At 71.3% G+C, this 22,877-nt stretch carries 16 protein-coding genes; 9 read left to right on the top strand and 7 right to left on the bottom strand.

Going from position 1 to position 22,877, the window contains the following annotated elements:
• Nucleotides 1–82: 82 nt before the first annotated feature.
• From OHA91_RS23400 to OHA91_RS23385, 4 genes are all read left to right on the top strand, one after another.
• The gene (locus OHA91_RS23400; protein WP_051893261.1) at nt 83–1,441 is read left to right on the top strand and encodes an ABC transporter substrate-binding protein; all 1,359 of its coding nucleotides are present in this window, start codon (nt 83–85) and stop codon (nt 1,439–1,441) included.
• 4 nt (nt 1,442–1,445) lie between these two features.
• Entirely contained in the window at nt 1,446–2,762 is a 1,317-nt protein-coding gene (locus OHA91_RS23395) for a carbohydrate ABC transporter permease (RefSeq protein ID WP_051893262.1), read from the top strand.
• On the top strand, nt 2,759–3,667 hold the full coding sequence (locus OHA91_RS23390; protein WP_031152462.1) for a carbohydrate ABC transporter permease: 909 nt from the start codon (nt 2,759–2,761) through the stop codon (nt 3,665–3,667). The genes OHA91_RS23395 and OHA91_RS23390 overlap by 4 nt, the downstream gene beginning before the upstream one ends.
• 116 nt (nt 3,668–3,783) lie before the next feature.
• Complete coding sequence (locus OHA91_RS23385; protein WP_266500763.1) at nt 3,784–6,051, top strand: bifunctional glycosyltransferase/CDP-glycerol:glycerophosphate glycerophosphotransferase; 2,268 nt, start codon at nt 3,784–3,786, stop codon at nt 6,049–6,051.
• Nucleotides 6,052–6,114: 63 nt separating this feature from the next.
• Here the strand turns inward: OHA91_RS23385 and OHA91_RS23380 are convergent, their stop codons facing one another.
• Nucleotides 6,115–6,762 (bottom strand): TetR/AcrR family transcriptional regulator, encoded by a 648-nt coding sequence (locus OHA91_RS23380; RefSeq protein ID WP_328739945.1) that lies wholly within the window; start codon nt 6,760–6,762, stop codon nt 6,115–6,117.
• A gap of 116 nt (nt 6,763–6,878) precedes the next feature.
• Between OHA91_RS23380 and OHA91_RS23375 the strand changes: the two genes are divergently transcribed.
• Together OHA91_RS23375 and OHA91_RS23370 are read left to right on the top strand one after the other, a co-directional pair.
• The gene (locus OHA91_RS23375; RefSeq protein ID WP_328739944.1) at nt 6,879–7,787 is read left to right on the top strand and encodes an ABC transporter permease; all 909 of its coding nucleotides are present in this window, start codon (nt 6,879–6,881) and stop codon (nt 7,785–7,787) included.
• A 37-nt stretch (nt 7,788–7,824) separates the two neighbouring features.
• A complete protein-coding gene (locus OHA91_RS23370) occupies nt 7,825–8,613 on the top strand; it encodes an ABC transporter ATP-binding protein (RefSeq protein ID WP_051893268.1) in 789 nt (262 codons plus the stop codon).
• An 85-nt stretch (nt 8,614–8,698) separates the two neighbouring features.
• Here the strand turns inward: OHA91_RS23370 and OHA91_RS23365 are convergent, their stop codons facing one another.
• The 3 genes from OHA91_RS23365 to OHA91_RS23355 form a co-directional block, all read right to left on the bottom strand.
• The gene (locus OHA91_RS23365) at nt 8,699–13,648 is read right to left on the bottom strand and encodes an NAD-glutamate dehydrogenase (RefSeq protein ID WP_031152472.1); all 4,950 of its coding nucleotides are present in this window, start codon (nt 13,646–13,648) and stop codon (nt 8,699–8,701) included.
• 367 nt (nt 13,649–14,015) lie between these two features.
• Nucleotides 14,016–14,681 carry an HAD family hydrolase gene (locus tag OHA91_RS23360; RefSeq protein ID WP_328739943.1) on the bottom strand — a complete coding sequence of 222 codons (666 nt, stop codon included), beginning with the start codon at nt 14,679–14,681 and terminating at the stop codon, nt 14,016–14,018.
• A complete protein-coding gene (locus OHA91_RS23355) occupies nt 14,678–15,178 on the bottom strand; it encodes a DUF6912 family protein (protein WP_031152476.1) in 501 nt (166 codons plus the stop codon). The genes OHA91_RS23360 and OHA91_RS23355 overlap by 4 nt, the downstream gene beginning before the upstream one ends.
• 313 nt (nt 15,179–15,491) lie before the next feature.
• Here OHA91_RS23355 and OHA91_RS23350 point away from each other — a divergent pair, with 313 nt between their 5' ends.
• Nucleotides 15,492–15,968 carry an Rv3235 family protein gene (locus tag OHA91_RS23350; protein WP_266500754.1) on the top strand — a complete coding sequence of 159 codons (477 nt, stop codon included), beginning with the start codon at nt 15,492–15,494 and terminating at the stop codon, nt 15,966–15,968.
• Between the two features lie 80 nt (nt 15,969–16,048).
• Here the strand turns inward: OHA91_RS23350 and secA are convergent, their stop codons facing one another.
• Nucleotides 16,049–18,841 (bottom strand): preprotein translocase subunit SecA, encoded by a 2,793-nt coding sequence (gene secA, locus OHA91_RS23345; protein ID WP_328739942.1) that lies wholly within the window; start codon nt 18,839–18,841, stop codon nt 16,049–16,051.
• Between the two features lie 240 nt (nt 18,842–19,081).
• Here secA and OHA91_RS23340 point away from each other — a divergent pair, with 240 nt between their 5' ends.
• The gene (locus OHA91_RS23340) at nt 19,082–19,657 is read left to right on the top strand and encodes a GNAT family N-acetyltransferase (protein ID WP_031152483.1); all 576 of its coding nucleotides are present in this window, start codon (nt 19,082–19,084) and stop codon (nt 19,655–19,657) included.
• A 49-nt stretch (nt 19,658–19,706) separates the two neighbouring features.
• Nucleotides 19,707–20,888, top strand: coding sequence for a winged helix-turn-helix domain-containing protein (locus OHA91_RS23335; RefSeq protein ID WP_031152485.1), 1,182 nt, complete (start codon nt 19,707–19,709; stop codon nt 20,886–20,888).
• Nucleotides 20,889–20,918: 30 nt separating this feature from the next.
• On the opposite strand, the gene OHA91_RS23330 is transcribed toward OHA91_RS23335, so the two are convergent.
• Both OHA91_RS23330 and hpf read right to left on the bottom strand, forming a co-directional pair.
• Nucleotides 20,919–21,671 carry a response regulator gene (locus OHA91_RS23330; protein WP_031152487.1) on the bottom strand — a complete coding sequence of 251 codons (753 nt, stop codon included), beginning with the start codon at nt 21,669–21,671 and terminating at the stop codon, nt 20,919–20,921.
• 191 nt (nt 21,672–21,862) lie between these two features.
• Nucleotides 21,863–22,558 carry a ribosome hibernation-promoting factor, HPF/YfiA family gene (gene hpf / locus OHA91_RS23325; protein WP_031152489.1) on the bottom strand — a complete coding sequence of 232 codons (696 nt, stop codon included), beginning with the start codon at nt 22,556–22,558 and terminating at the stop codon, nt 21,863–21,865.
• Between the last annotated feature and the right edge of the window lie 319 nt (nt 22,559–22,877).

Here is a 22,877-nt window from a genome sequence, read left to right as displayed (position 1 = left end):
CGGTGACGCGGTATTGCGGGGGCGCGCGGGTCGGCGTAGACCTTGTGGTCCGGGACACACCACGGGTATCGGGGGCAGAGCCATGCGCGAGCACGGAACGGGCCGTACGCATCTCAGGTGGGCGGCGCTGGCCGCGGCGGGCGCGCTCGCGCTCACGGCGTGCGGGGGCGACGCGGAGAAGGAGCCCCGGGCGCCGCAGGGCGCCACGGCCTCGCCCGGGGTGGAGTTACCGCGCCTGGACGGCGAGAAGCTCCAGGTCGCGGCGGTCTGGACGGGCCCCGAGCAGGAGAACTTCACCAAGGTCCTGAAGGAGTTCGAGAAGCGGACGGGGGCTTCCGTCACCTTCGTCCCGGCCCAGGACCCGATCGTCACCTTCCTCGGCACCAAGATCGCCGGCGGGGCTCCGCCGGACGTCGCGCTGCTGCCGCAGGTCGGGGCGCTGGTCTCGGCGGTGGAGAACAAGTGGGCGCAGCCGGTGGGACCGGAGGCGCAGGCGCAGCTGGACAAGAACTACTCGGCGGGCTGGAAGTCGCTGGGCGCGGTCGGCGGCACCCAGTACGGCGTCTACTACAAGGCCGCCAACAAGTCGCTGATCTGGTACAACGCGAAGGCCTTCGAGGCGGCGGGCGTCAAGCCGCCGAAGACCTGGAAGGAACTGATCACCGCGGCGGACACCCTGTCGGCGTCGGGCACCCCGGCGGTCTCGGTGGCGGGCGCGGACGGCTGGACCCTCACGGACTGGTTCGAGAACATCTACCTCTCCCAGGCGGGCCCGGAGAAGTACGACCAGCTGGCCAAGCACGAGATCAAGTGGACGGACGACAGCGTCAAGCAGGCCCTGACCACGCTCGGCGAGCTGTTCGGGCGGGGGGACTTCCTGGCGGGCGGCACGAGCGGGGCGCTGGCCACCGAGTTCCCGAAGTCGGTGACGCAGACCTTCACGGGCGGCGACCGGCCGGCGGCCGCGATGGTCTTCGAGGGCGACTTCGTCGCGGTGAACATCGGGCAGACCGAGGCGAAGGTCGGGGAGGACGCCCTGGTGTTCCCCTTCCCGGCCGTCGGCGCGAAGGCGCCGGTGGTCTCGGGGGGTGACGTGGCCGTCGCGCTGAAGCCCTCGAAGGGCGCGCAGGCGCTGCTGACGTTCCTGGCGTCGGCGGACGCGGCGCAGATCCAGGCCCGCGAGGGCGGTTTCGTCTCCCCGAACAAGGCGGTCGACCCGGCGGCGTACCCGAACGACATCCAGCGGGGCATCGCCAAGGCGCTGATCGCGGCGGGCGACGACTTCCGCTTCGACATGTCGGACCAGGCGCCGGCGGCGTTCGGCGGGACGCCGGGCGCGGGCGAGTGGAAGGCGCTCCAGGACTTCCTGGCGAACCCCTCCGACGTGGCGGGCACCCAGGCGAAACTGGAGGCGGACGCGGCCAAGGCCTACGGGAACTGATCCCGTGACGGCCCCCGCCGCCCACGGTCTGTCCGCCGAGGCCCGGCGCCGCCGTCTGGTGGCGGCGGCGTTCCTCCTGCCGGCCCTCGTGCTGCTCGGCGCGCTCGTCGTGCACCCGATCGGCTACTCCCTCTACCGCAGCTTCTTCGACCGTTCCGGCGGGGTCTTCGTCGGCGGCGACAACTACCGGGAGATCCTCACCGACGACAGCATCCGCACCGCCCTGAAGAACACGGCGGTGTGGGTGGTGCTCGCCCCGGCCACGGCCACCGCCCTCGGGCTGATCTTCGCGGTGCTGACCGAACGGGTGCGCTGGGGAACGGCGTTCAAGCTGCTGGTGTTCATGCCGATGGCGATCTCGATGCTGGCCGCGGGCATCATCTTCCGGCTCGTCTACGACCACGACCCCGACCGGGGCGTCGCCAACGCGGTCTGGGTCGGCGTCCACGACACCTTCGCGCAGTCCTCGGCCTTCCCCAAGGCCCGTCCGGGCCGTGACTCGCCGCTGGCGGACGCGGGCGGGGGCGCCTTCGTGACCCGCGAACCGGTGCGCGCGGGCAGCCCGGTGCTGCTCCCGCTGGTGGGCATGGCCCCGGAGGCGCTGCCCGAGGGGACCCGTACGGCGGGCACCCCGGCGCCGGCGGCGGGGAAGGTCACCGGCACCGTCTGGCAGGACTTCACCCGGGGCGGGGGCGGCGCGACGAACGTGGTCGACCCGAGCGAGCAGGGCTTCTCCGGGATGCGGATCGAGGCGGTCAAGGACGGCCGGGTGGTCGATACGGCGACCGCCCGCGCCGACGGCACCTTCACGCTGTCCGAGAAGGCCGACGGGGCGCTATTGCGGCTGCCCGCGGCCAACTTCCGGGAGGCGTACGGCGGGGTGGAGTGGCTCGGCCCGGCGCTGGTCACCCCGGCGGTCATCGGGGCGTACGTGTGGATGTGGGCCGGTTTCGCGATGGTGCTGATCGGAGCCGGGCTGGCCGCCGTACCGCGGGAGCTGCTGGAGGCGGCGCGGGTGGACGGGGCGAACGAGTGGCAGGTGTTCCGGCGGATCACCGTCCCGCTGCTGGCGCCCCTGCTGGCGGTCGTGATCGTCACGCTCGTCATCAACGTCATGAAGATCTTCGACCTGGTCTTCGTGATCGCGCCGGGCGCGGTGCAGGACGACGCGAACGTGCTCGCGCTCCAGCTGTACCGGACCTCCTTCGGCACCGACGCCGATCCGGGGCTGGGCAGCGCCATCGCCGTGCTGCTGCTGTTGCTGGTGATTCCGGTGATGCTCGTGAACATCCGCCGCCTGCGGAAGGAGGGGGACCGATGACCCGTACCGAAGCGCCACCGGCCACACCGTCGGCGGCACGGGCCGGGCGCTCCGCGGGCAGTCTGGCGGGGCGGGCCGCCGGCCGGCTGGCCGGCGGGGCCGTGCGCGTCTTCCTGGTCGTGGCGGCGCTGTTCTGGCTGCTGCCCACCCTGGGGCTGCTCGTCTCCTCCCTCGTCGCCCCGACCGACCTGAACGACGGCGGCTGGTGGCAGGTGTTCAGCGCGCCGTCGCGGCTGACCGCCGACAACTACGAGCGGCTGCTGGCCAACGACACGATCACCTCCTCGCTGCTGAACACGTTCGCGATCGCGGTGCCGGCCACGCTGCTCGTGCTGGTCCTCGGCTCGCTCGCCGGATACGCCTTCGCCTGGCTGGACTTCCCCGGCCGGGACTGGCTCTTCCTCGTCGTCGTCGGACTGCTCGTCGTGCCCGTGCAGGTGGCGCTGATCCCGGTGTCGGAACTCTTCGGCACCATCGGGCTGTTCGAGACCACGGCGGGCGTGGTGCTCTTCCACACCGCCTTCGGGCTGCCCTTCGCCGTGTTCCTGCTGCGCAACTTCTTCGCGGAGATCCCGCGCGAGCTGCTGGAGGCGGCCCGCCTCGACGGGGCGGGTGAACTGCGGCTGTTCACACGGGTGGTGCTACCGCTGGGCGGCCCGGCGATCGCCTCGCTCGGCATCTTCCAGTTCCTGTGGGTGTGGAACGACATGCTGGTGGCGCTGGTCTTCGCCGACTCGGCCAACCCGCCGATCACGGTCGCGCTCCAGCAGCAGGTACGGCAGTTCGGGAACAACATCGACGTGCTGGCGCCGGGCGCGTTCCTGTCGATGGTGGTCCCGCTCGTCGTCTTCTTCGCGTTCCAGCGGCAGTTCGTCACGGGGGTGATGGCCGGCGCGGTCAAATAGTCCCCGCCCCACATGCGGTGTTGACGCTCCGTAACCCGAATGCCACACGCTGCGTAACCCGATCGCCACGCCGGGGGTTCCTGGGCAATATGCCCGCGCCGACCCCTGGATGTCCCGTGCCCCGGTTCAGCGTCATCGTGCCCGCGTACAAGGTCCAGGCCTACCTCCAGGAGAGTCTGGACTCGGTCCTGACGCAGTCGTACCCGGACCTGGAACTGATCGCCGTCGACGACGCCTCCCCCGACGCCTGCGGTTCGATCATCGACGAGTACGCGGCCCGCGACCCCCGGGTGACCGCGGTGCACCTGGCGCACAACCTGGGGCTGGGCCCGGCGCGGAACGCGGGCCTGGTCCGGGCCACCGGCGACTACCTGATCTTCCTCGACGGCGACGACACCCTCGCCCCGGGCGCCCTGCAGGCACTCACCGACCGGCTGAAGGCCACCGGCTCCCCCGACGTCCTGGTCTACGACTACGCGCGCGCCTACTGGTCCGGGGAACTGGTGCGCAACCGGCTCTCGCACCGGCTGTCCGAGGAGGGCCCGGCCAGCTTCCGGCTCGCCGACCGCCCCGCGCTGCTCGCCATGCTGATGGTGGTGTGGAACAAGGCGTACCGCCGCGAGTACATCGAGCGCGAGGGCCTCGAATTCCCGCCCGGGCTCTACGAGGACACCCCCTGGACCTACCCGGCGATGCTGGCCGCGGAGTCCGTCGCCGTCCTGGACCGGGTCTGCGTCCACTACCGCCAGCGGCGCACCGGATCGATCCTGACCACCTCAACCCCCCGCCACCTGGAGATCTTCGACCAGTACGAGCGGGTCTTCGGCTACCTCGCCGGACGGCCCGAGCTGGAGCGCTGGCGCTCCACCCTGCACCGCCGGATGGCCGAGCACTTCTGCGCCGTCCACTCCGACACCCGCCGCCTCCCGCGCGCCAGCCGGGCCGAGTTCTTCGCCCGGGCCTCCGCCCTGCTGCGCCGCTACCGCGCCCCGGGCGCCCGGAGTTCGCTGCCGCTGTCCCTGTCGCGGACCGACCGGATCCGGCACGCGCTGATGCGGCTGGGCGCCCGGCGGAGCTACCGGATGCTGTCGGTGCTGCGCTCGGCGGGACTGGCGCTGGGCCGGGCCGCCACGGCGCTGGGGCGGGGCCTGCGGGAGTCCTCTGTGCGGCTGCACTACCGGATCCAGCGGCTGCTGCCGCTGCGCCCGGAGCTCGCGGTCTTCTCCGCGTACTGGCACGGCGGCTACGCCTGCAACCCGGCGGCGATCGAGGCCAAACTGCGTGAACTGGCGCCCCGGATGCGCACGGCGTGGATCTGCGACCCGGCGCACGCCGCGACGCTCCCGCGGGAGACGGTGGCGCTGCGTCCCGGTTCGGCGGCGTACTGGAGCGCCCTGGCCCGGGCCGGGTACCTGGTCACGAACGTCAACTTCGACCGCGCGCTGGTCAAGCGGCCCGGCCAGATCCTGCTCCAGACCCAGCACGGCACCCCGCTCAAGCGGGTCGGCCTCGACCTCCAGGACCGGCCGGCGGCCACCCCGACCGCGGACTTCGCGGGCCTGCTGCGCGGCGCCGACCAGTGGGACTACCTGCTCTCCGCGAACCGGCACTCCACACTGGTGTGGGAGAAGGCCGTCCCGTCCTCGTACACGACCCTCGAATACGGCTACCCGCGCAACGACGTCTTCCACCGCGCGAGCCGGACGGACGTGCTGGAGCTGCGCGAACGGCTGGGGATCCCGGCGGGCTCGACGGCGATCCTGTACGCGCCCACCCACCGCGACTACCGCCGCAGCCGGCCGGACCACCTGGACTTCGAGCGGCTCCTGCGGGACCTGGGCCCGCGCTTCACCGTGCTGGTCCGCACCCACCTGACGTACGCGGACGCCGACCGCACGTGGGAGCCCCACCCGCGCCTCGTGGACGTCTCCTCGCACCCGTCGGTGGAGGAGCTGTGCCTCGCCTCCGACGCGCTCGTCACGGACTACTCGTCCCTGATGTTCGACTACGCGGCGCTGGACCGGCCGATCGTGATCCACGCGGACGACTGGGAGGCGTACGAGGCGGCCCGCGGCACCTACTTCGACCTGCGGTCGTGCCCGCCGGGCGCGATCGCCCGCACCCAGGACGAGCTGGTGGACATCTTCACCACGGGCCACTGGCAGGGCTCGCGCTCCGCCCAGCTGCGCTCCGCCTTCCGCGCGCGCTTCTGCTCGTACGACGACGGCCACGCGGCGGAGCGCGTGGTCCGCCGGGTCTTCCTGGGCCAGACGACCCCGTCCCCGGCGATCATCCCGCTCCCGGACCGCCACCCGGCCCCGCCGGCCCCGGCCCCGGCCTCGACCGCCGCGCCGGAACCGACCCTGGCGCACGTCTGGCCGTAGGGGCGCGGATTCAGGCCTTTTCTCCCACGGCGCGGGAAGGGGAGTGTCCGGCGTTCCGACCCCTCAGGCCGGGCCGGGGGCCGACTTCAGGCCTGCCACCACCTGGTGGGCCAGGGTGTCCAGGTGGGCGGGGGTCACCGCGTCGCGGACGACGACCTGGCGCCAGTAGAGCGGGCCGATCAGCAGGTCAAGGGCGTGGTCGGGGCTGATCTGCGCCGGGAGTTCGCCGCGGGCGACGGCGTCGGAGACGATGCCCTGCGCCATGCGGTGCTGGCCGTCCAGGAGGGCGCCGCGGACCGCGTCCGCGATCTCCGGGTTGCGGGACGCCTCGACGAGGAGGTCGGGGATCACCGCGGAGGCCACCGGGTGCCGCAGCACGTGTGACATGACCTCCAGCAGGACGCGTACGTCCCCGTACAGCGAGCCCGTCGCCGGCACCGGCAGGCCGTCCACCGCGAAGGCCCCGACCAGGTCCAGCACCAGGTGCAGCTTGGACTTCCACCGCCGGTAGACGGCCGTCTTGCCGACCCCGGCCCGCCGCGCGATGCCCTCGATGGACATCCGGGAGAACCCGACCGCGGCCAGCTCCTCCAGCACCGCGTTGCGGATCGCCTCGGTCACGTCCTCGCGCAGGACGGCCGCACCGGCGGGGGCGCGGCGGGCGGATGCGGAGGCAGTGGCGGAGGGGGCGGGGCCGGGATCCGTGGTCATGCACAGAGCATAGCCGCGGCCCGTCACGACGATACGGTTGCGTTCCATCGCTCCACGCCATAGCCTCGCCGTAGCGACGATACGGACCCGTCCCGACCTACGTCGAAAGCGAACCTGTGACCACCGCGACCGCATCCAAGACCGCGCCCGCCACCTCCACGGAACTCGCGCAGCTGGCCGCCGCCCACGGCCTCACGCTCAGCGGCGCCCGCCCCACGCTCCCCCGCTACATCGCGCAGCTCTGGCAGCGCCGCCACTTCGTGAGCGCCTACGCCACCGCCCGCATGCAGGCCACGTACAGCACGGCGCGGCTCGGCCAGGTCTGGCACCTGGTGACCCCGCTGCTCAACGCGGCGGTCTACTACTTCATCTTCGGCCTCGTCCTCAAGGCCAGCCACGGCGTGCCGGACTACGTGCCCTTCCTGATCACCGGCGTCTTCGTCTGGGACTTCATCAGCAGCTCCGTGAACGCCGGCACCCGCGCCGTCCACAGCAACCTCGGCCTGGTCCGCGCCCTGCACTTCCCCCGCGCGAGCCTGCCCATCTCCACCGTCGTGCAGCTCTTCCAGCAGCTGCTGGTCTCCATGGCCGCCCTGGTGATCCTGCTGCTGGCCTTCGGGCAGAGGCCCGGCCCGGCCTGGCTCCTGGCCCTGCCAGCGCTCCTGCTGACGGCCGTCTTCGCCGCCGGCTGCGCCATGGTCATGGCCCGCATCGGCAGCAAGAGCCCCGACGTCAGCCAGCTGATGCCGTTCGTCCTGCGGACGTGGATGTACACCTCGGGCGTCATGTGGTCCATCGACCAGGTGCTCAAGACGGACGACCTGCCGCACTGGGTGCTGGTGGCGCTCAAGGCCAACCCCCCGGCGGTCTACATCGACCTGATGCGCTTCGCGCTGATCGACAGCTTCCCCGCGCACGCGCTCCCGCACCACGTGTGGCCGCTGGCCATCGGCTGGGCGCTGCTCGCGGGTGTCGGCGGATTCATCTACTTCTGGAAGGCAGAGGAGGCGTACGGACGTGGCTGACACCCCGAAGAAGACCGAGAACGATACCGAGACCGAAATCCGGACCGTGACCGAGACCGAGGACCGGGTGCCCACCGTGATCGCGGACGGGGTCCACGTCATCTACAAGGTCCACGGCGCCGGCGCCCGCAGGGGCGGCGCCACGGCGGCCCTCAGCCGGATCTTCTCCCGCCGGTCCACCCCGGGGATGAGCGAGGTGCACGCGGTCAAGGGCGTCTCCTTCACCGCCTACGAGGGCGAGGCCATCGGCCTCATCGGCTCCAACGGCTCGGGCAAGTCCACCCTCCTCAAGGCCATCGCCGGCCTCCAGCCGGTGGCCCGCGGCCGGATCTTCTCGCACGGCCAGCCGTCCCTGCTGGGCGTGAACGCCGCCCTGATGAACGACCTGACCGGTGAACGCAACGTCATCCTCGGCGGCCTCGCGATGGGCATGTCCCGGCAGCAGGTCCACGAGCGCTACGACGGCATCGTCGACTTCTCCGGCATCAACGAGAAGGGCGACTTCATCTCCCTGCCGATGCGGACGTACTCCTCCGGCATGGGCGCCCGGCTGCGCTTCTCCATCGCGGCCGCCAAGGACCACGACGTCCTGATGATCGACGAGGCACTGGCCACGGGCGACGCGGCCTTCCAGCGGCGCAGCCAGGCCCGCATCGAGGAACTCCGCGAGCGCGCCGGCACCGTCTTCCTGGTCAGCCACGCCATCAACACGGTCCGCGAAACCTGCGACCGCGCGATCTGGCTGGACTCGGGCGTCCTGCGCATGGACGGCCCGGCGGACGAGGTCTGCGCGGCCTACGAGAATTCCAGCCGCGCCGGCGCTTGAGGCGCACCCGCGGACACGGCGGCGAACGGGCCGGGCCCGGGACCGGAAGGTCCCGGGCCCGGCCCGTTCGGCTGTACCGAGACGATCAGCTGTGCGCGCGCAGCAGGCTGCGCATGGTCCGCATCGCCACCGACAGGTTCGCCAGGTCGAAGTCGTCCGACCCCCGGATCTCCTCCAGGGTCGTCCGGGCCCGCCCGATGATCGCCGCGTTCTTCTCCTCCCACGCCTGGAAGCGCTCCTCGGGAGTGGAGGCGCCGTTGCCCACCGACAGCACGTCGGCGGTCAGGGCCGCGTGCGCCGCGAACAGGTCCTCGCGGATGGACGCGCGGGCCATGGACTGCCAGCGGTCGGCCCGCGGCAGCTCGATGATCCGGTCCATCAGCTGCGTGATGTCCAGGCGGTCGGCGAGGTCGTAGTACACCTCGGCGACACCCAGCGGGTCCACGCCCGTCCGGTCCGCGATCGCGACGATGTCCAGCGTCGGGAAGGCCGAGGAGAACCCGGCGACCTTCGCCGCCAGCTCCTCCGGCACGCCCTCGCCGGTCAGCTCGTCCATGACCAGCTGGTACCACTCCAGGTCCGCGCCGCGCACCAGCTTCGGCAGCTCCGCCCACACCTGGGCCACCCGCTCCCCGAAGAAGGCGATGGTCTCGGTGATCTGGAGCGGCTGCGGCCGGTTGTTGAGCAGCCAGCGGGTACCGCGCTCGACCAGGCGGCGCGAGTGCAGGCGCACCCGGGTCTGGACGTCCGCGGCCACCTTGTTGTCCAGCGCCTCCACCGCGTCCCACACGTCGGCCAGGCCGAAGATCTCGCGGGCCGCGAGCTGCGCCCGGACGATCTCCTCCGTGGAGGCGCCGGTCTCCTCCCGCAGGCGGTGCAGGAAGGTCGAACCACCGGTGTTGACGGTGTCGTTGACCAGGATCGTCGTGATGATCTCGCGGCGCAGCGCGTGCGCGTCGATCTGCTCGGCGAACTTGTCGCCCAGGGCCGCCGGGAAGTACGCGAAGAGCAGGCGGCGCAGGTACGGGTCGTCCGGCAGCTCGGTGACGATGAGCTCGTCCGCCGTCGTGATCTTGGTGTACGCGAACAGTACGGCCAGCTCCGGCTGGGTCAGGCCCTTGCCGTTGTTCAGCAGCTCGCGGATCTGCCGGTCGGTGGGCAGGAACTCCAGCTCGCGGTTGAGCAGTCCGGCGCCCTCCAGGCGGCGCATGAAGCGCTGCTGGGCGTGGAGCAGGCTGGGCGCCTGGGCCGAGCCGTTGGCCAGCGCGATGTTCTGCGCGTAGTTGTTGCGCAGCACCAGGCGGCCGACCTCGTCGGTCATCTGCGCGAGCAGCTTGTTGCGCTGCTTGACGGTCATGTCGCCGTCGGCGACGACCGCGTTGAGCAGGATCTTGATGTTCACCTCGTGGTCGGAGGTGTCCACGCCCGCGCTGTTGTCGATGGCGTCGGTGTTGACCTTGCCGCCCTCGCCGCCGGCGCCGCTGCGGGCGAACTCGATGCGGCCGAGCTGGGTCAGGCCCAGGTTGCCGCCCTCGCCGATGACCTGCGCCCGCACGTCGGAGCCGTTGACGCGGATGGCGTCGTTGGCCTTGTCGCCGACGTCGGCGTGCGTCTCGGAGGTCGCCTTGACGTAGGTGCCGATGCCGCCGTTCCACACCAGGTCCACGGGGGCCTTGAGGATCGACTGCATCAGCTCGGCCGGGGTCATCTTGGTGACGCCGGCTTCGATGCCGAGGGCCGCGCGCATCTGGGCGGTGACCGGGACGGCCTTGGCCGAACGCGGGTGGATGCCGCCGCCCGCCGAGATCAGCGAGGCGTCGTAGTCCGCCCACGAGGACCGCGGCAGCTCGAACAGGCGGCGGCGCTCGGCGTACGAGGTGGCCGCGTCCGGGGTCGGGTCGATGAAGATGTGGCGGTGGTCGAAGGCGGCCACCAGGCGGATGTGCTCGGAGAGCAGCATGCCGTTGCCGAAGACGTCACCGGACATGTCGCCGACGCCGACGACGGTGAAGTCCTGGGTCTGGGTGTCGTGGCCGAGCTCGCGGAAGTGCCGCTTGACGGACTCCCACGCGCCGCGGGCGGTGATGCCCATGCCCTTGTGGTCGTAGCCGGCCGAGCCGCCGGACGCGAAGGCGTCGCCGAGCCAGAAGCCGTAGGCCTCCGCCACGCCGTTGGCGATGTCGGAGAAGGTCGCGGTCCCCTTGTCGGCGGCGACCACGAGGTAGGTGTCGTCCTCGTCGTGGCGGACCACGCTGCGCGGCGGCACGACCTCGCCGGCGACCATGTTGTCGGTGATGTCGAGCAGCGCCGAGATGAAGATCTTGTACGAGGCGATGCCCTCGGCGAGCCAGGCGTCGCGGTCCACCGACGGGTCGGGGAGGTTCTTGGCGACGAAGCCGCCCTTGGCGCCGACCGGCACGATGACGGTGTTCTTGACCATCTGCGCCTTGACCAGGCCGAGGATCTCCGTACGGAAGTCCTCGCGGCGGTCGGACCAGCGCAGGCCGCCTCGGGCGACCTTGCCGAAGCGCAGGTGGACGCCCTCGACGCGCGGGGAGTACACCCAGATCTCGAACGCCGGGCGCGGCGCCGGCAGGTCCGGGATGGCCTGCGGGTCGAACTTCATCGACACGTAGGCGTGCTGCTCGCCCTTCGAGTCGAGCTGGAAGAAGTTCGTGCGCAGGGTCGCCTTGATGAGGGTGAGGAAGGCCCGCAGGATGCGGTCCTCGTCGAGCGAGGCGACCTGGTCCAGGGCCCCGTCGAGCTCCTCCAGCATGGCGTCCACGAGCTCGCTGCCGGCGGCCTGGCGGACGGGCGACATCCGGGCCTCGAAGAGCGAGACCAGCAGCCGGGTGGTGTGGACGTTGTTGCGGAGGGTGTCCTCCATGTAGTCCTGGCTGAAGGTGGAGCCGGCCTGGCGCATGTACTTGGCGTACGCGCGCAGGACGACGGCCTGGCGCCAGGTCAGACCGGCGCTCAGCACGAGGGTGTTGAAGTTGTCGTTCTCGGCCTGGCCGTTCCAGACCGCCGCGAAGGCGTCCTGGAAGCGCTCGCGGGCGTCGTCGCCGAGGTCGCCCGCCGAGAGCCGCAGACCGAAGTCGTAGATCCACGCGTTCGTGCGGTCGGCGCAGCGCAGCTCGTACGGGCGCTCGTCGGTGACCTCGACGCCGAGGCGCTGGAGCACCGGCAGGACGGCGGACAGGGAGACCTGCTCACCGGCGCGGTAGATCTTGAAGCGGCGTTCGCCGGGGCCGGCGCCGACGGGCTCGTACAGCGACAGCGCGAAGTCCTTGTCGCTGCCGCGCAGCTTCTCCAGGTGCACGAGGTCGGCGACGGCGGCGCGCGGCGAGTGGTCGGCCTTGTAGCCCTCGGAGAAGGCACTGCCGTAGCGGCGCAGCAGCTCCGCGGCGCGCTCCTCGCCGAGCTCGGCGTTGAGCGCCTGGTCGAAGCCGTCGGCCCAGGAGCGGGCGGCCTCGACGAGGCGGCCCTCGATGCGCTCGACGTCGCCGTCGGTCAGCACGGGCAGCTCGGTGCCCTGCGGGACGCGGATGACGAAGTGGATGCGGGAGAGGATCGACTCGGTGTTCCAGGCGGTGAAGTCGACGCTGATGCCGCCGAGCTCCTCGCGCAGGATGTCCATCAGGCGCAGCCGCACACCGGTGGTGAAGCGGTCGCGCGGCAGGTAGACCAGCGCCGAGTAGTAGCGCCCGTACTCGTCCTGGCGCAGGTACAGCCGCAGCCGGCGGCGTTCCTGGAGGTAGAGGACGGAGGTGACGATGGACTGGAGCTGGTCGACCGGGGTCTGGAACAGCTCGTCGCGCGGGTAGGTCTCCAGGATCTGCGTCAGGTCGCGGCCGTCGTGGCTGGCCGGCGAGAAGCCGGCCCGCTCCAGTACCTCGGCGACCTTGCGGCGGATGACCGGCACGCGGCGCACGGACTCGGTGTACGCGGCGGAGGAGAACAGGCCGAGGAAGCGGCGCTCGCCGACGACGTTGCCGTCGGCGTCGAACTTCTTGACGCCCACGTAGTCGAGGTACGAGGGGCGGTGCACGGTGGAGCGGCTGTTGGCCTTGGTCAGCACCAGCAGGCGGTGCTCGCGGGCCTTGGCGCGGGCGTCGGCCGGCAGCCGGTTGAAGGACGGCGAGACCGGGTGGCCGTCCTCCTTGCCGCTGTGGTGCGGGTCGGAGCGCAGGATGCCGAGGCCCGTGCCGGGCACGGCGGCCAGGGCGTCGCCGTCGACGAGGTTGTACTCGCGGTAGCCGAGGAAGGTGAAGTGGTCGTCGGCGAGCCAGCGCAGCAGCTCTCGGGCCTCTTCGAGCTCGTACTCGCGCAGGTCCGGGGCGGTGGGCTCGTCGGGCAGGGCGTCGGCGATGCGCAGCGCGGCCTCGCGCATCTTCTCCCAGTCCTCGACGGACTCGCGCACGTCGGACAGGACGCGCTGCAGGTCGACGGTGATCTGCTTGAGGTCGGCGCGGTCGGTCTCGCGGTCGATCTCGACGTGGATCCAGGACTCGACGAGGGAGTCGTGGGGGCGCTCGGTGCGGGGGCCGTGCGCGTCGCAGTCGGGGCCGAGGATCTCGATCAGCTTGCCGGTGATGTCACGGCGGACGACGACCTGCGGGTGGATCACGACGTGGATGCCGCGGCCCTGGCGGGACAGCTCGTTCGTCACGGAGTCCACGAGGAAGGGCATGTCGTCGGTGACGACCTCGACGACGGAGTGGCTGGAGGTCCAGCCGTTCTCCTCCACCGTGGGGGTGTGCACGCGTACGTTCGCGGTGCCCTGCGGCCGGTTCTCGGCCAGTCGGTAGTGGGAGAGCGCGGCTCCGAATACATCGACCGGGTCCCGGTCCGTGAGGTCCTCGGGCGCCGTGTGCAGGTAGTAGCGCTGGAGGTAGGAGAGGACCGCGTCCTGGTCCGGACGCTCTCCCTGCTCGGACCCAGTCGGAAGTAGCCCCCCGGCCGGGCTGTGCTCAGCTACCCGGGCCGCCCGTGTGAGCAGCTCGGCCTTTGCTTCGTCCAGCTTGGTCTGCATGTCCTCTGGCTCCTGTCGCGCGCCATTGCGTGACGTAGGTGAAGGAAGGAATGACATAGCGCCGCGAGGCGGGGTGTCCGTTCGGGATCGACGCTATGCCGTCGAGAGAGCCGACCGGGAGGGAATGAGCCAAGATCGGCCGACGGTCCCGGTGGCGGGGATCAGCGATGGCCCGGGCACTGTCGTGCGCCGGGCGCAGGCCGGAGGCTCCAGTGCCCCCGATGGATATCGCGCTGATCACGGGTACAAGGCTATCCCGACCTACCCCCAGGTCGTCATTCGCTGCATCTGTACAAATCTTGGGGTGGAACTTTGACACTCTGGCCAGCGACGCGGCAGGCCGTCCGTGCAGCGGCCCGTCCAGTCGCTATTCGGCCAGCTCGCGAGCTGTCAGAACGGCCTCCGCCAGGGTGTCCACGACCGGCACTCCGGCTGATTCCAGACTGCGGCGGCTGTGCGAACCGCCCGTGTAGAGCACGGCGCGGGCGCCGACGTGCGCGGCCGCGAGGGCGTCGTCCACGGCGTCTCCGATGAGGACCGTACGGTCGGCGCTCACCCCCGTCGCGTGCAGGGCCTCCATGTGGCGTACGAGATGTCCCGCCTTGGAGGTGTGGGAGGGGCCGGTCCGCCCGTCGACGCGCAGGAAGTGCACGTCGATGCCGTGGTCGCGCACGAGCGGGACGAGCCTGTCGTGGGGCGCGAGGGAGAGCAGGGACTGGGTGAGCCCGCCGAGCTGCCACTCCCGGAGCAGTTCCCGGGCGCCCTCGGTGAGCCCGGCGTCCGCGGCGGCGGCCCAGTAGTGGCGGTGGAAGGTCTCGTCCATGACGAGCCACTCCGCCTCGGTGGGCAGCCGTCCCATGAGTCGCTCGTAGAACTTCGGCACCGGTACGACGTACAGCTCGCGGTACGTCTCCAGCGTGATCGGCGCGAAGCCGAGCTCGGCGAAGGAGGCGTTCGTCGCGGCTATGACGGCGTCGATGTCGTGGAGCAGCGTGCCGTTCCAGTCCCAGACGATGTGGTTCGTGTGCGTCATTTCAGCAGCCCCGGGATCTCCTGGACGCCGAACCACAGCAGCTCGTGGTCCTCGGCCCCGTCGACGGTGGACTGCGCCGCCTCGTCCCCGCCGTCGGCGGCGGGCAGGGCCAGCGCGGCGGCGGCCACGTCCTCGTCGGCGTCGTCGGCGTCCACGTGTACGGCGGCGGCCACGGTGAGCCGCACGGCGGCGGCGAGGCTCACCTGGCCGAGGGTGGCTTCGTCGGTCCCGGGGGTGGCGGTGGCGGCCTCGTCGGCCACGTCGAGGGCGACGACGACGCGCCGGCGGGGCGCGCCGGGGTCGGCGGCGAGCAGCCGCAGCGAGGCGGCCGCGGCCCGGCCCAGGGCCGCGTACTCCAGCTCCTCGATGTCGTCCGAGACGTACCACTCGCGCAGGCCGGGGGTGACGGCGTACGCCCGCAGCGGGGCGGGGCCCAGCTCACCCGCCTTGTGCACCTCGGCGAGCCCGGGGAGGGTCAGGGGGACGTACACGCGCATGGCCGGCTGCTTTCGGTAGTCGGAAACGCACCCAGGATACGACTCGGAGGTGGTCGGCCGGGGTTCGGCAGGGTGACGGCCGCCGTCCCCCATCGGGCTGCCGCGGCCCGCGGGGCGCCCGTCCACCCCCGGCCCCGGCCCGGGGCCGGGCCGCCCCCGCGGCGGCGGGGCGCGCACTCGGATAGGTGAACCGGGCCGACTGCGGGCCGGGGCCGGCGGGTGGTTGCGGAGCGTGTTCGCCGACCGTAGAAGGTCCCCATCAAGTTACCGCCCGGTACCGCTCCGGGCCCGGCCTGTACGGGGGCAGATCGCGATGGACACCACGACGCGCGGCACGATCGGCAGCAACGGCGGCCGCCGCCGGCCCGCCGGCCGCTCCGCGGCCCGCCCCGCCGGACGGCGCGACCAGCGGCGCCCGGGCGGCCCCTCGTCTCCCGCGGGGCCCGGGGGGCCGGTACTCACCCCGCACACCGGCCCGCACCACTGGTTCGCCGAACGCCTCCTCGCCGTGGTCAGCGGCCGGCGCCCCGTCCACTCGCTCCTCGGCCACACGATCGGCCCGGCCTACCAGCAGCTGGTGAACCTGGCCCCCGCCGAGCACCACCTGCGCGAGCGCCTGTCCCCGGTCGTCCGCCAGTGCGGCCGCTTCATCCCCGGCCCCGGCGTCATCGAGGCCTTCGCCCGCATCTCCACCGGCGACCGCCTGACCGCGATGGCCTTCCGCCTCGAACAGGGCCCTGACCTCCGCTGGCGCTGCGCGGCGGTCGAGATCCAGGGCCCGCGCCCGTGACAGGGCCCCGCCGCGAAACGGCCGGGGCCGGACACCGCGTGCGGTGTCCGGCCCCGGCCGTCGGTACCAACCCCGGGGGGCTACTTCTTGCGGCGGCGCCCGCCGGCGGCCTTCTGCGCCTTGCGGCGCTCGGCCCGCGTCATCCCGTCGCCCGCGTCGCTCTCGAAGTCGCCCTCGATCACGCCGCCCTCGCCGTCGACCGTCGGCGCGGAGAAGTGCAGCCGGTCCGGACGCTGCGGCGCGTCCAGCCCCTTCGCCCGGATCTCCGGACGGGCGGCCGCGGCCGCCGGCTCCTTCGTCAGCGACGGCGCGGCGTCCTGCACCGGAAGCTCCTCGACCTGCTGCTCGACCTGGACCTCCAGGTTGAACAGGTAGCCGACGGACTCCTCCTTGATGCCGTCCTGCATGGCGTTGAACATGTCGAAGCCCTCGCGCTGGTACTCGACCAGCGGGTCCTTCTGGGCCATCGCCCGCAGGCCGATGCCCTCCTGCAGGTAGTCCATCTCGTACAGGTGCTCACGCCACTTGCGGTCCAGCACCGACAGGACCACGCGCCGCTCCAGCTCGCGCATGATCTCGGAGCCGAGGGCCTTCTCGCGGGCCTCGTACTGCTCGTGGATGTCGTCCTTGACGGACTCCGCGATGAACTCGGCGGTGATGCCGGCACGGTCGCCCGCGGCGTCCTCGAGCTCCTCGATGGTGACCTTCACCGGGTAGAGCTGCCGGAAGGCGTTCCACAGGCGCTCCAGGTCCCACTCCTCGGCGAAGCCCTCGACCGTCTCGGCCGCGATGTACGCGTCGATCGTGTCGTCCATCATGTGGCGCACCTGCTCCTGGAGGTCCTCGCCCTCCAGGACGCGGCGGCGCTCGCCGTAGATGACCTCGCGCTGGTTGTTGAGGACCTCGTCGTACTTCAGGACGTTCTTGCGCGTCTCGAAGTTCTGGGTCTCGACCTGCGACTGGGCCGACGCGATCGCGCGCGTCACCATCTTGTTCTCGATCGGCACGTCGTCCGGCACGTTCGCCATCGCCATGACGCGCTCGACCATCTGCGCCTTGAACAGGCGCATCAGGTCGTCACCGAGCGACAGGTAGAAGCGGGACTCGCCCGGGTCGCCCTGACGGCCGGAACGGCCGCGCAGCTGGTTGTCGATGCGGCGCGACTCGTGGCGCTCGGTGCCCAGCACGTACAGCCCGCCGAGCCCCTTGACCTCCTCGAACTCCGCCTTCACGGCCGCCTCGGCCCGGGTGAGCGCCTCGGGCAGGGCGTGCGCCCACTCCTCGATGTGCTCCTCGGGGTCCAGGCCGCGCTGGCGCAGCTCCGCCTCGGCGAGGTCGTCCGGGTTGCCGCCGAGCTTGATGTCGGTACCGCGGCCGGCCATGTTGGTGGCGACGGTGACCGCGCCGCGGCGGCCGGCCTGGGCGACGATGGTCGCCTCACGGTCGTGCTGCTTGGCGTTGAGCACCTCGTGCGGGATGCCGCGCTTGGAGAGCTGCTGCGAGAGGTACTCGGACTTCTCGACCGACGTCGTACCGACGAGGATCGGCTGGCCCGTCTCGTGCTTCTCCGCGATGTCGTCGACGACGGCGGCGAACTTGGCGACCTCGGTCCGGTAGATCAGGTCGGGCTGGTCCTTGCGGACCATGTCGCGGTTGGTCGGGATCGGGACCACGCCGAGCTTGTAGATCTGGTGGAACTCGGCGGCCTCGGTCATGGCCGTACCGGTCATGCCCGACAGCTTCGAGTACAGGCGGAAGAAGTTCTGCAGGGTGATCGTGGCGAGGGTCTGGTTCTCGTCCTTGATGTCCACCCCTTCCTTCGCCTCGATCGCCTGGTGCATGCCCTCGTTGTAGCGGCGGCCGGCGAGGATACGGCCGGTGTGCTCGTCGACGATCATGACTTCGCCGTCGATGACGACGTAGTCCTTGTCCTTCTTGAACAGTTCCTTCGCCTTGATGGCGTTGTTCAGGTAGCCGACGAGCGGGGTGTTCACCGACTCGTAGAGGTTCTCGATGCCGAGCCAGTCCTCGACCTTGGCGACACCGGCCTCGTGGATGCCGACGGTGCGCTTCTTCTCGTCGACCTCGTAGTCGCCGGTCTCCTCGATGCCCTTGAGCGGCTGGCCGGCCTCGCCCTTGGTCAGGCGGGTGACGAGCTTGGCGAAGTCCGCGTACCACTTCGTGGCCTGGTCCGCGGGACCGGAGATGATCAGCGGGGTGCGGGCCTCGTCGACGAGGATCGAGTCGACCTCGTCGACCACGGCGAAGTTGTGGCCGCGCTGGACGAGCTCGTCCTGGGACCACGCCATGTTGTCGCGCAGGTAGTCGAAGCCGAACTCGTTGTTCGTGCCGTAGGTGATGTCGCAGTTGTACTGCTCGCGCCGCTGCGCGGGCGACATGTTCGCCAGGATGCAGCCGACGGTCAGGCCCAGGAACTTGTGGACGCGGCCCATCATCTCGGAGTCGCGCTCGGCCAGGTAGTCGTTCACCGTGATCAGGTGGACGCCCTTGCCGGACAGCGCGTTCAGGTACGCGGGCAGGGTACCGACGAGGGTCTTGCCCTCACCGGTCTTCATCTCGGCGACGTAGCCGAGGTGCAGCGCCGCGCCGCCCATGATCTGGACGTCGTAGTGGCGCTGGCCGAGGACGCGCTTGGCCGCCTCGCGCACCGTCGCGAAGGCCTCGGGCAGCAGGTCGTCCAGGCTCTCACCGTCCTGGAAGCGCTGCTTGTACTCGTCCGTGAGCGCCCGCAACTCGGCGTCGGAGAGGTTGACGAAGTCCTCTTCGATGGAGTTGACCTGGTCCGCGATGCGGTGCAGTTTGCGCAGGATCTTGCCTTCGCCTGCACGCATGAGCTTGTTGAAGACGGACACCGAGGTTTGTCTCCTTGCCGGTCGGGCCTGGGCACTGTACGTACACGGGCACGGCAGGTGGGCCCCACCGCAACGGCCATCGTAAGCGAGGACGCGGCCGCGTCGGGAGGTCCGCCGTTCCCATGAGGGCACGGGTGCCCGGATTGAGAACGTACGGGGGACGCCGAAGGTGCCGCATCGCCCGCGGGGATTCCCGAAAAGTGTTCGCCCCGGGCCCCGCCGCGGCAGCAGAATCCGCGCATGGAGCCCACCACACTGACCACCGAGCGCCTCGTCCTTCGACCCTTCGCCACCGGGGACGCCCCCGAGGTGTACGCCGCCTGCCAGGACCCGGAGATCCAGCGCTGGAACGAGGTCCCCTCCCCCTACGGGCGCGCGCACGCGGACACCTGGGTGGACGAGACCGTACCGGCCGGCTGGCGCGAGGACACCGCGTACAGCTTCGCGGTCCGGCTCGGGGCACAGGGCCCGCTGGTGGCGGCCCTGGGCGTGCACCCGCGCGGCGAGTCCGTGTTCGAGGTCGGCTTCTGGGCGGTGAAGGAGCACCGGGGCCGGGGCTACGTCACCGAGGCGGTCGGCGCCGCCGCCCGCTGGGCCTTCGCCGAGCTCGGGGCCGGACGCCTGGAGTGGCGGGCCGAGCTGGGCAACGAGGCCTCCCGGGCCGTCGCCGAGAAGGCTGGCTTCCGGATGGAGGGGGTCCTGCGCGCCGGGATCTCCCACCGCGGGACCATGCGCGACTGCCGCGTCGGCGGCCTGCTCCCCTCCGACCTGGACCTGCCCTCGCGCCTGCCGTACCTGCCCTCGCCCGCCGCCTGACCCCTCGGCTCCCGTCCCGCTGTCAGTGGCACGCCCTAGGCTTCGGCGCATGACCAGCCTGCCGCCGCCGACCGTGTCCCTGTCCGCCGACGAGGCCCGCCGGATCGCCCTGCGCGCGCAGGGCTTCCTCGGAGCCCCCGACCGTCGCGGCGGGGTCCGCGGGGTCCTGCGCCACCTGGGCGCCGTCCAGCTCGACACCATCTCGGTGCTGGCCCGCTCGCACGAGCTGATCCCGTACGCACGGCTCGGCGCGGTCGGCCGGGACGCCGTGGAGAAGGCCTACTGGACCGATCGGCACGCCTTCGAGTACTGGTCGCACGCGGCCTGCATCCTGCCCATCGAGGAATGGCCGCATTTCGCCTTCCGCCGCCGGGCCAACCGGGCGCGCGGTCACCGCTGGCACATCCTCGAGGACAAGCAGCACTCGACGCGGGCGGTCCTGGACCGGCTGAAGGCGGACGGCCCGCTGACCTCCACCGAGCTGGGCGGCGCCAAGAACGGCGGCGAGTGGTTCGAATGGTCCGAGACCAAGATCGCGGTGGAGTGGCTGCTCGACACCGGAGAGGTGGTGTGCAGCGAGCGCCGCGGCTGGAAGCGGGTCTACGACCTCCCCGAGCGGGCCGTGCCCGACGCGCTGCTCCACGACGACCTGGACGACCGCGAGTGCCTGCGCCGCCTGGTCGCCCTGGCCGGCCGGTCCCTCGGCGTCGGCACCCGCGCCGACATCGCGGACTACCACCGGCTCAAGGGGGAGCAGTTCGACGCGGTCGTCGCGGACTCCGGGCTGGTCCCGGTGGAAGTGGAGGGCTGGTCCAAGCCGGCCTGGGCGGACCCGTCGGCCCTCGCGACGGCTCCGCGGGGCCGCCACCGCACGACGCTGCTGTCCCCCTTCGACTCCCTGGTCTGGGACCGTCCGCGCACGGAGCGGATCTTCGGCTTCACGCACCGCCTGGAGGCGTACGTCCCCAAGCCGAAGCGGATACACGGGTACTTCGCGATGCCGCTGCTGGCGGGCGGCCGGCTCCAGGGCCGCGTCGACCCGGCCCGCGAGGGCCGCACGCTGGTCGCCCGGCAGCTCTCCCTGACCTCTCCCGCGGCCGCCGCCCCGATGGCGCGGGCCCTGCGGGAGGCCGCGGAGTGGGTGGGCTGCGACGCGGTCCGCGTGGACCGCGCGCAGAGCGCCGCCGAGGCCTCGGCGGTGACGGCCGAACTGGCGGCACTGGGCGCCTGACGGGCCCGCTGCCGGCCCCGGGTCGGGAGGCTAGCGGATCTCCAGGATCTTCTCCCGCATCGCGTAGACCACGGCCTCCATCCTGGAGTGCAGCTGGAGCTTCTCCAGGATGTTGCGGACGTGGTTCTTCACGGTGTTCTCGGAGATGAACAACTCCTTCGCGATGTCGCGGTTGTTCATGCCGGTGGCCACCAGCTTGAGGACCTCCAGCTCCCGGTCCGTCAGCCTCGGCGCCGGCACCAGCCGCCGCTCGTCGGTCCGCTGGATCATCGACTTGAACTCGGTGAGGAGCTTCGACGCCATCGACGGGCTGATCTGCGACTGGCCGTCGGCCACCGCCCGGATCGCCGTGGCCACCTCGTCCGTGGAGATCTCCTTCAGGAGGTAGCCGGTGGCGCCCGCCTTGATCGCGTCGTAGAGGTCCGCCTCCTCGTCGCTGATCGTCAACATGATGATCTTCGCGGAGGGGGCCACCTCCTTGATCGAGGTGCACGCCTCGATGCCGCCGCGCCGGGGCATCCGCACGTCCATCAGCACGATGTCCGGCAGCAGGTCGGCCGCCTTGTCGACCGCCTCCGCGCCGTCCCCGGCCTCGCCGACCACCTGGATGTCCTCCTCCTGGGCGAGGACGATCTCCAGTCCCCGCCTGAAGAGCGCGTGGTCGTCGACCACGAGGACCCGGATGGGCTCCCCGGCCGGCGCACCGTCGGTTTCCTCCGACGGGTCCGACCCGCGGCAGGCCGCGCCGTCGCCCGCGCGTACCGGACCGAAGCTGTCCGCCATCGTCCCTCCCCCTGCATGGTGCTGAGCTGCCGAGCCAACCGGACACGTTCCGCAGCCGGTTGACTGCCCGCCATGATTCCATGCCCGCACCACGCCGCGGGGGATGCCGGCGGACCTCCTGGCGCATACCCGCCATGCAGGTGCCCCCGCGGAGGCGCCGGAGCGTCCCGCGGGGGCAGCGAACGGTCTGCTCAGCCGCCGAGCGCGCCACCCGCGCCGCCCCGCGGCTCCTCCGAGCTGGAGGCACCGTCGGGGTTCACGTGGATGACGCCGTAGTCATAGGCGTGACGCCGGTAGACGACACTGGGCAACTTCGTCTCGGAGTCGACGAACAGATAGAAGTCGTGGCCGACCAGCTCCATCTCGTACAGAGCCTGGTCGAGCGACATGGGCGCGGCCGAGTGGGTCTTCTCGCGGACGATCAGCGGGCCTTCGCCCTGCACCTCGAGGGATCCGATCCGGGTGATCGGCACCCCGTCCGTCTTCTCCTCGGAAACAACCTGGCCGCTGCCGTTCAGCGAGGCCACGCCCGGCACGACGTCGGCGACCTCTGCCGCCGGGATGCGGCCGCTGCCACGGCGGGTGTAGCGCTTGTCGTGCTGCTTGCGCAGCCGGGCCTCCAGCTTGTCCTGAGCGAGGTCCAGCGCCGCGTACGCGTCGGCCGCGGCGGCCTCGGCCCGGATCACCGGGCCCCGCGAACGCAGGGTGATCTCCACGCGGTCGGAACGGTCGGCCTGACGCGGGTTGTGCTCCTTGGACACCTCGACGTCCAAGCTGATCACCTTGGCGTCGAGCTTCTGGATCCGCTCCGGATTCAGCTTCTCGGCCACGTGCTTGCGGAACCGCTCGGGCACCTCGGTCTTGCGGCCCTTGACGACGATGTCCACGCAGAACTCCGTTCCCGGATAGCTCCGCCCGACGGGGCGAAGCGTCTCCCTTTCGCACCAGACTCCGGTGAAGGCCGGAGCCTCGGACTTGGCGACTTTCACCTCCTCCTCCCCCATCGGCAAGATCTACACCCCACCGACTTCGGAGTCGAGAGAACAGCCTCCTGAGTTCCTTACAACCGAACATATCCCTGTATGACGGTTGTCGGCACCCGCTACTGGCACGTACTTCCAGTCCAGTGGCCGTTCCCTCGTACTACCTGCAACGATGGGCCTTCCCCTCCAGTTCCAAATGTATTCACGGGTTTTTCCTCCCCGA

Source organism: Streptomyces erythrochromogenes (assembly GCF_036170895.1).
Taxonomy (GTDB): domain Bacteria; phylum Actinomycetota; class Actinomycetes; order Streptomycetales; family Streptomycetaceae; genus Streptomyces; species Streptomyces erythrochromogenes.
This window is presented reverse-complemented; position numbering and strand designations above follow the sequence as displayed.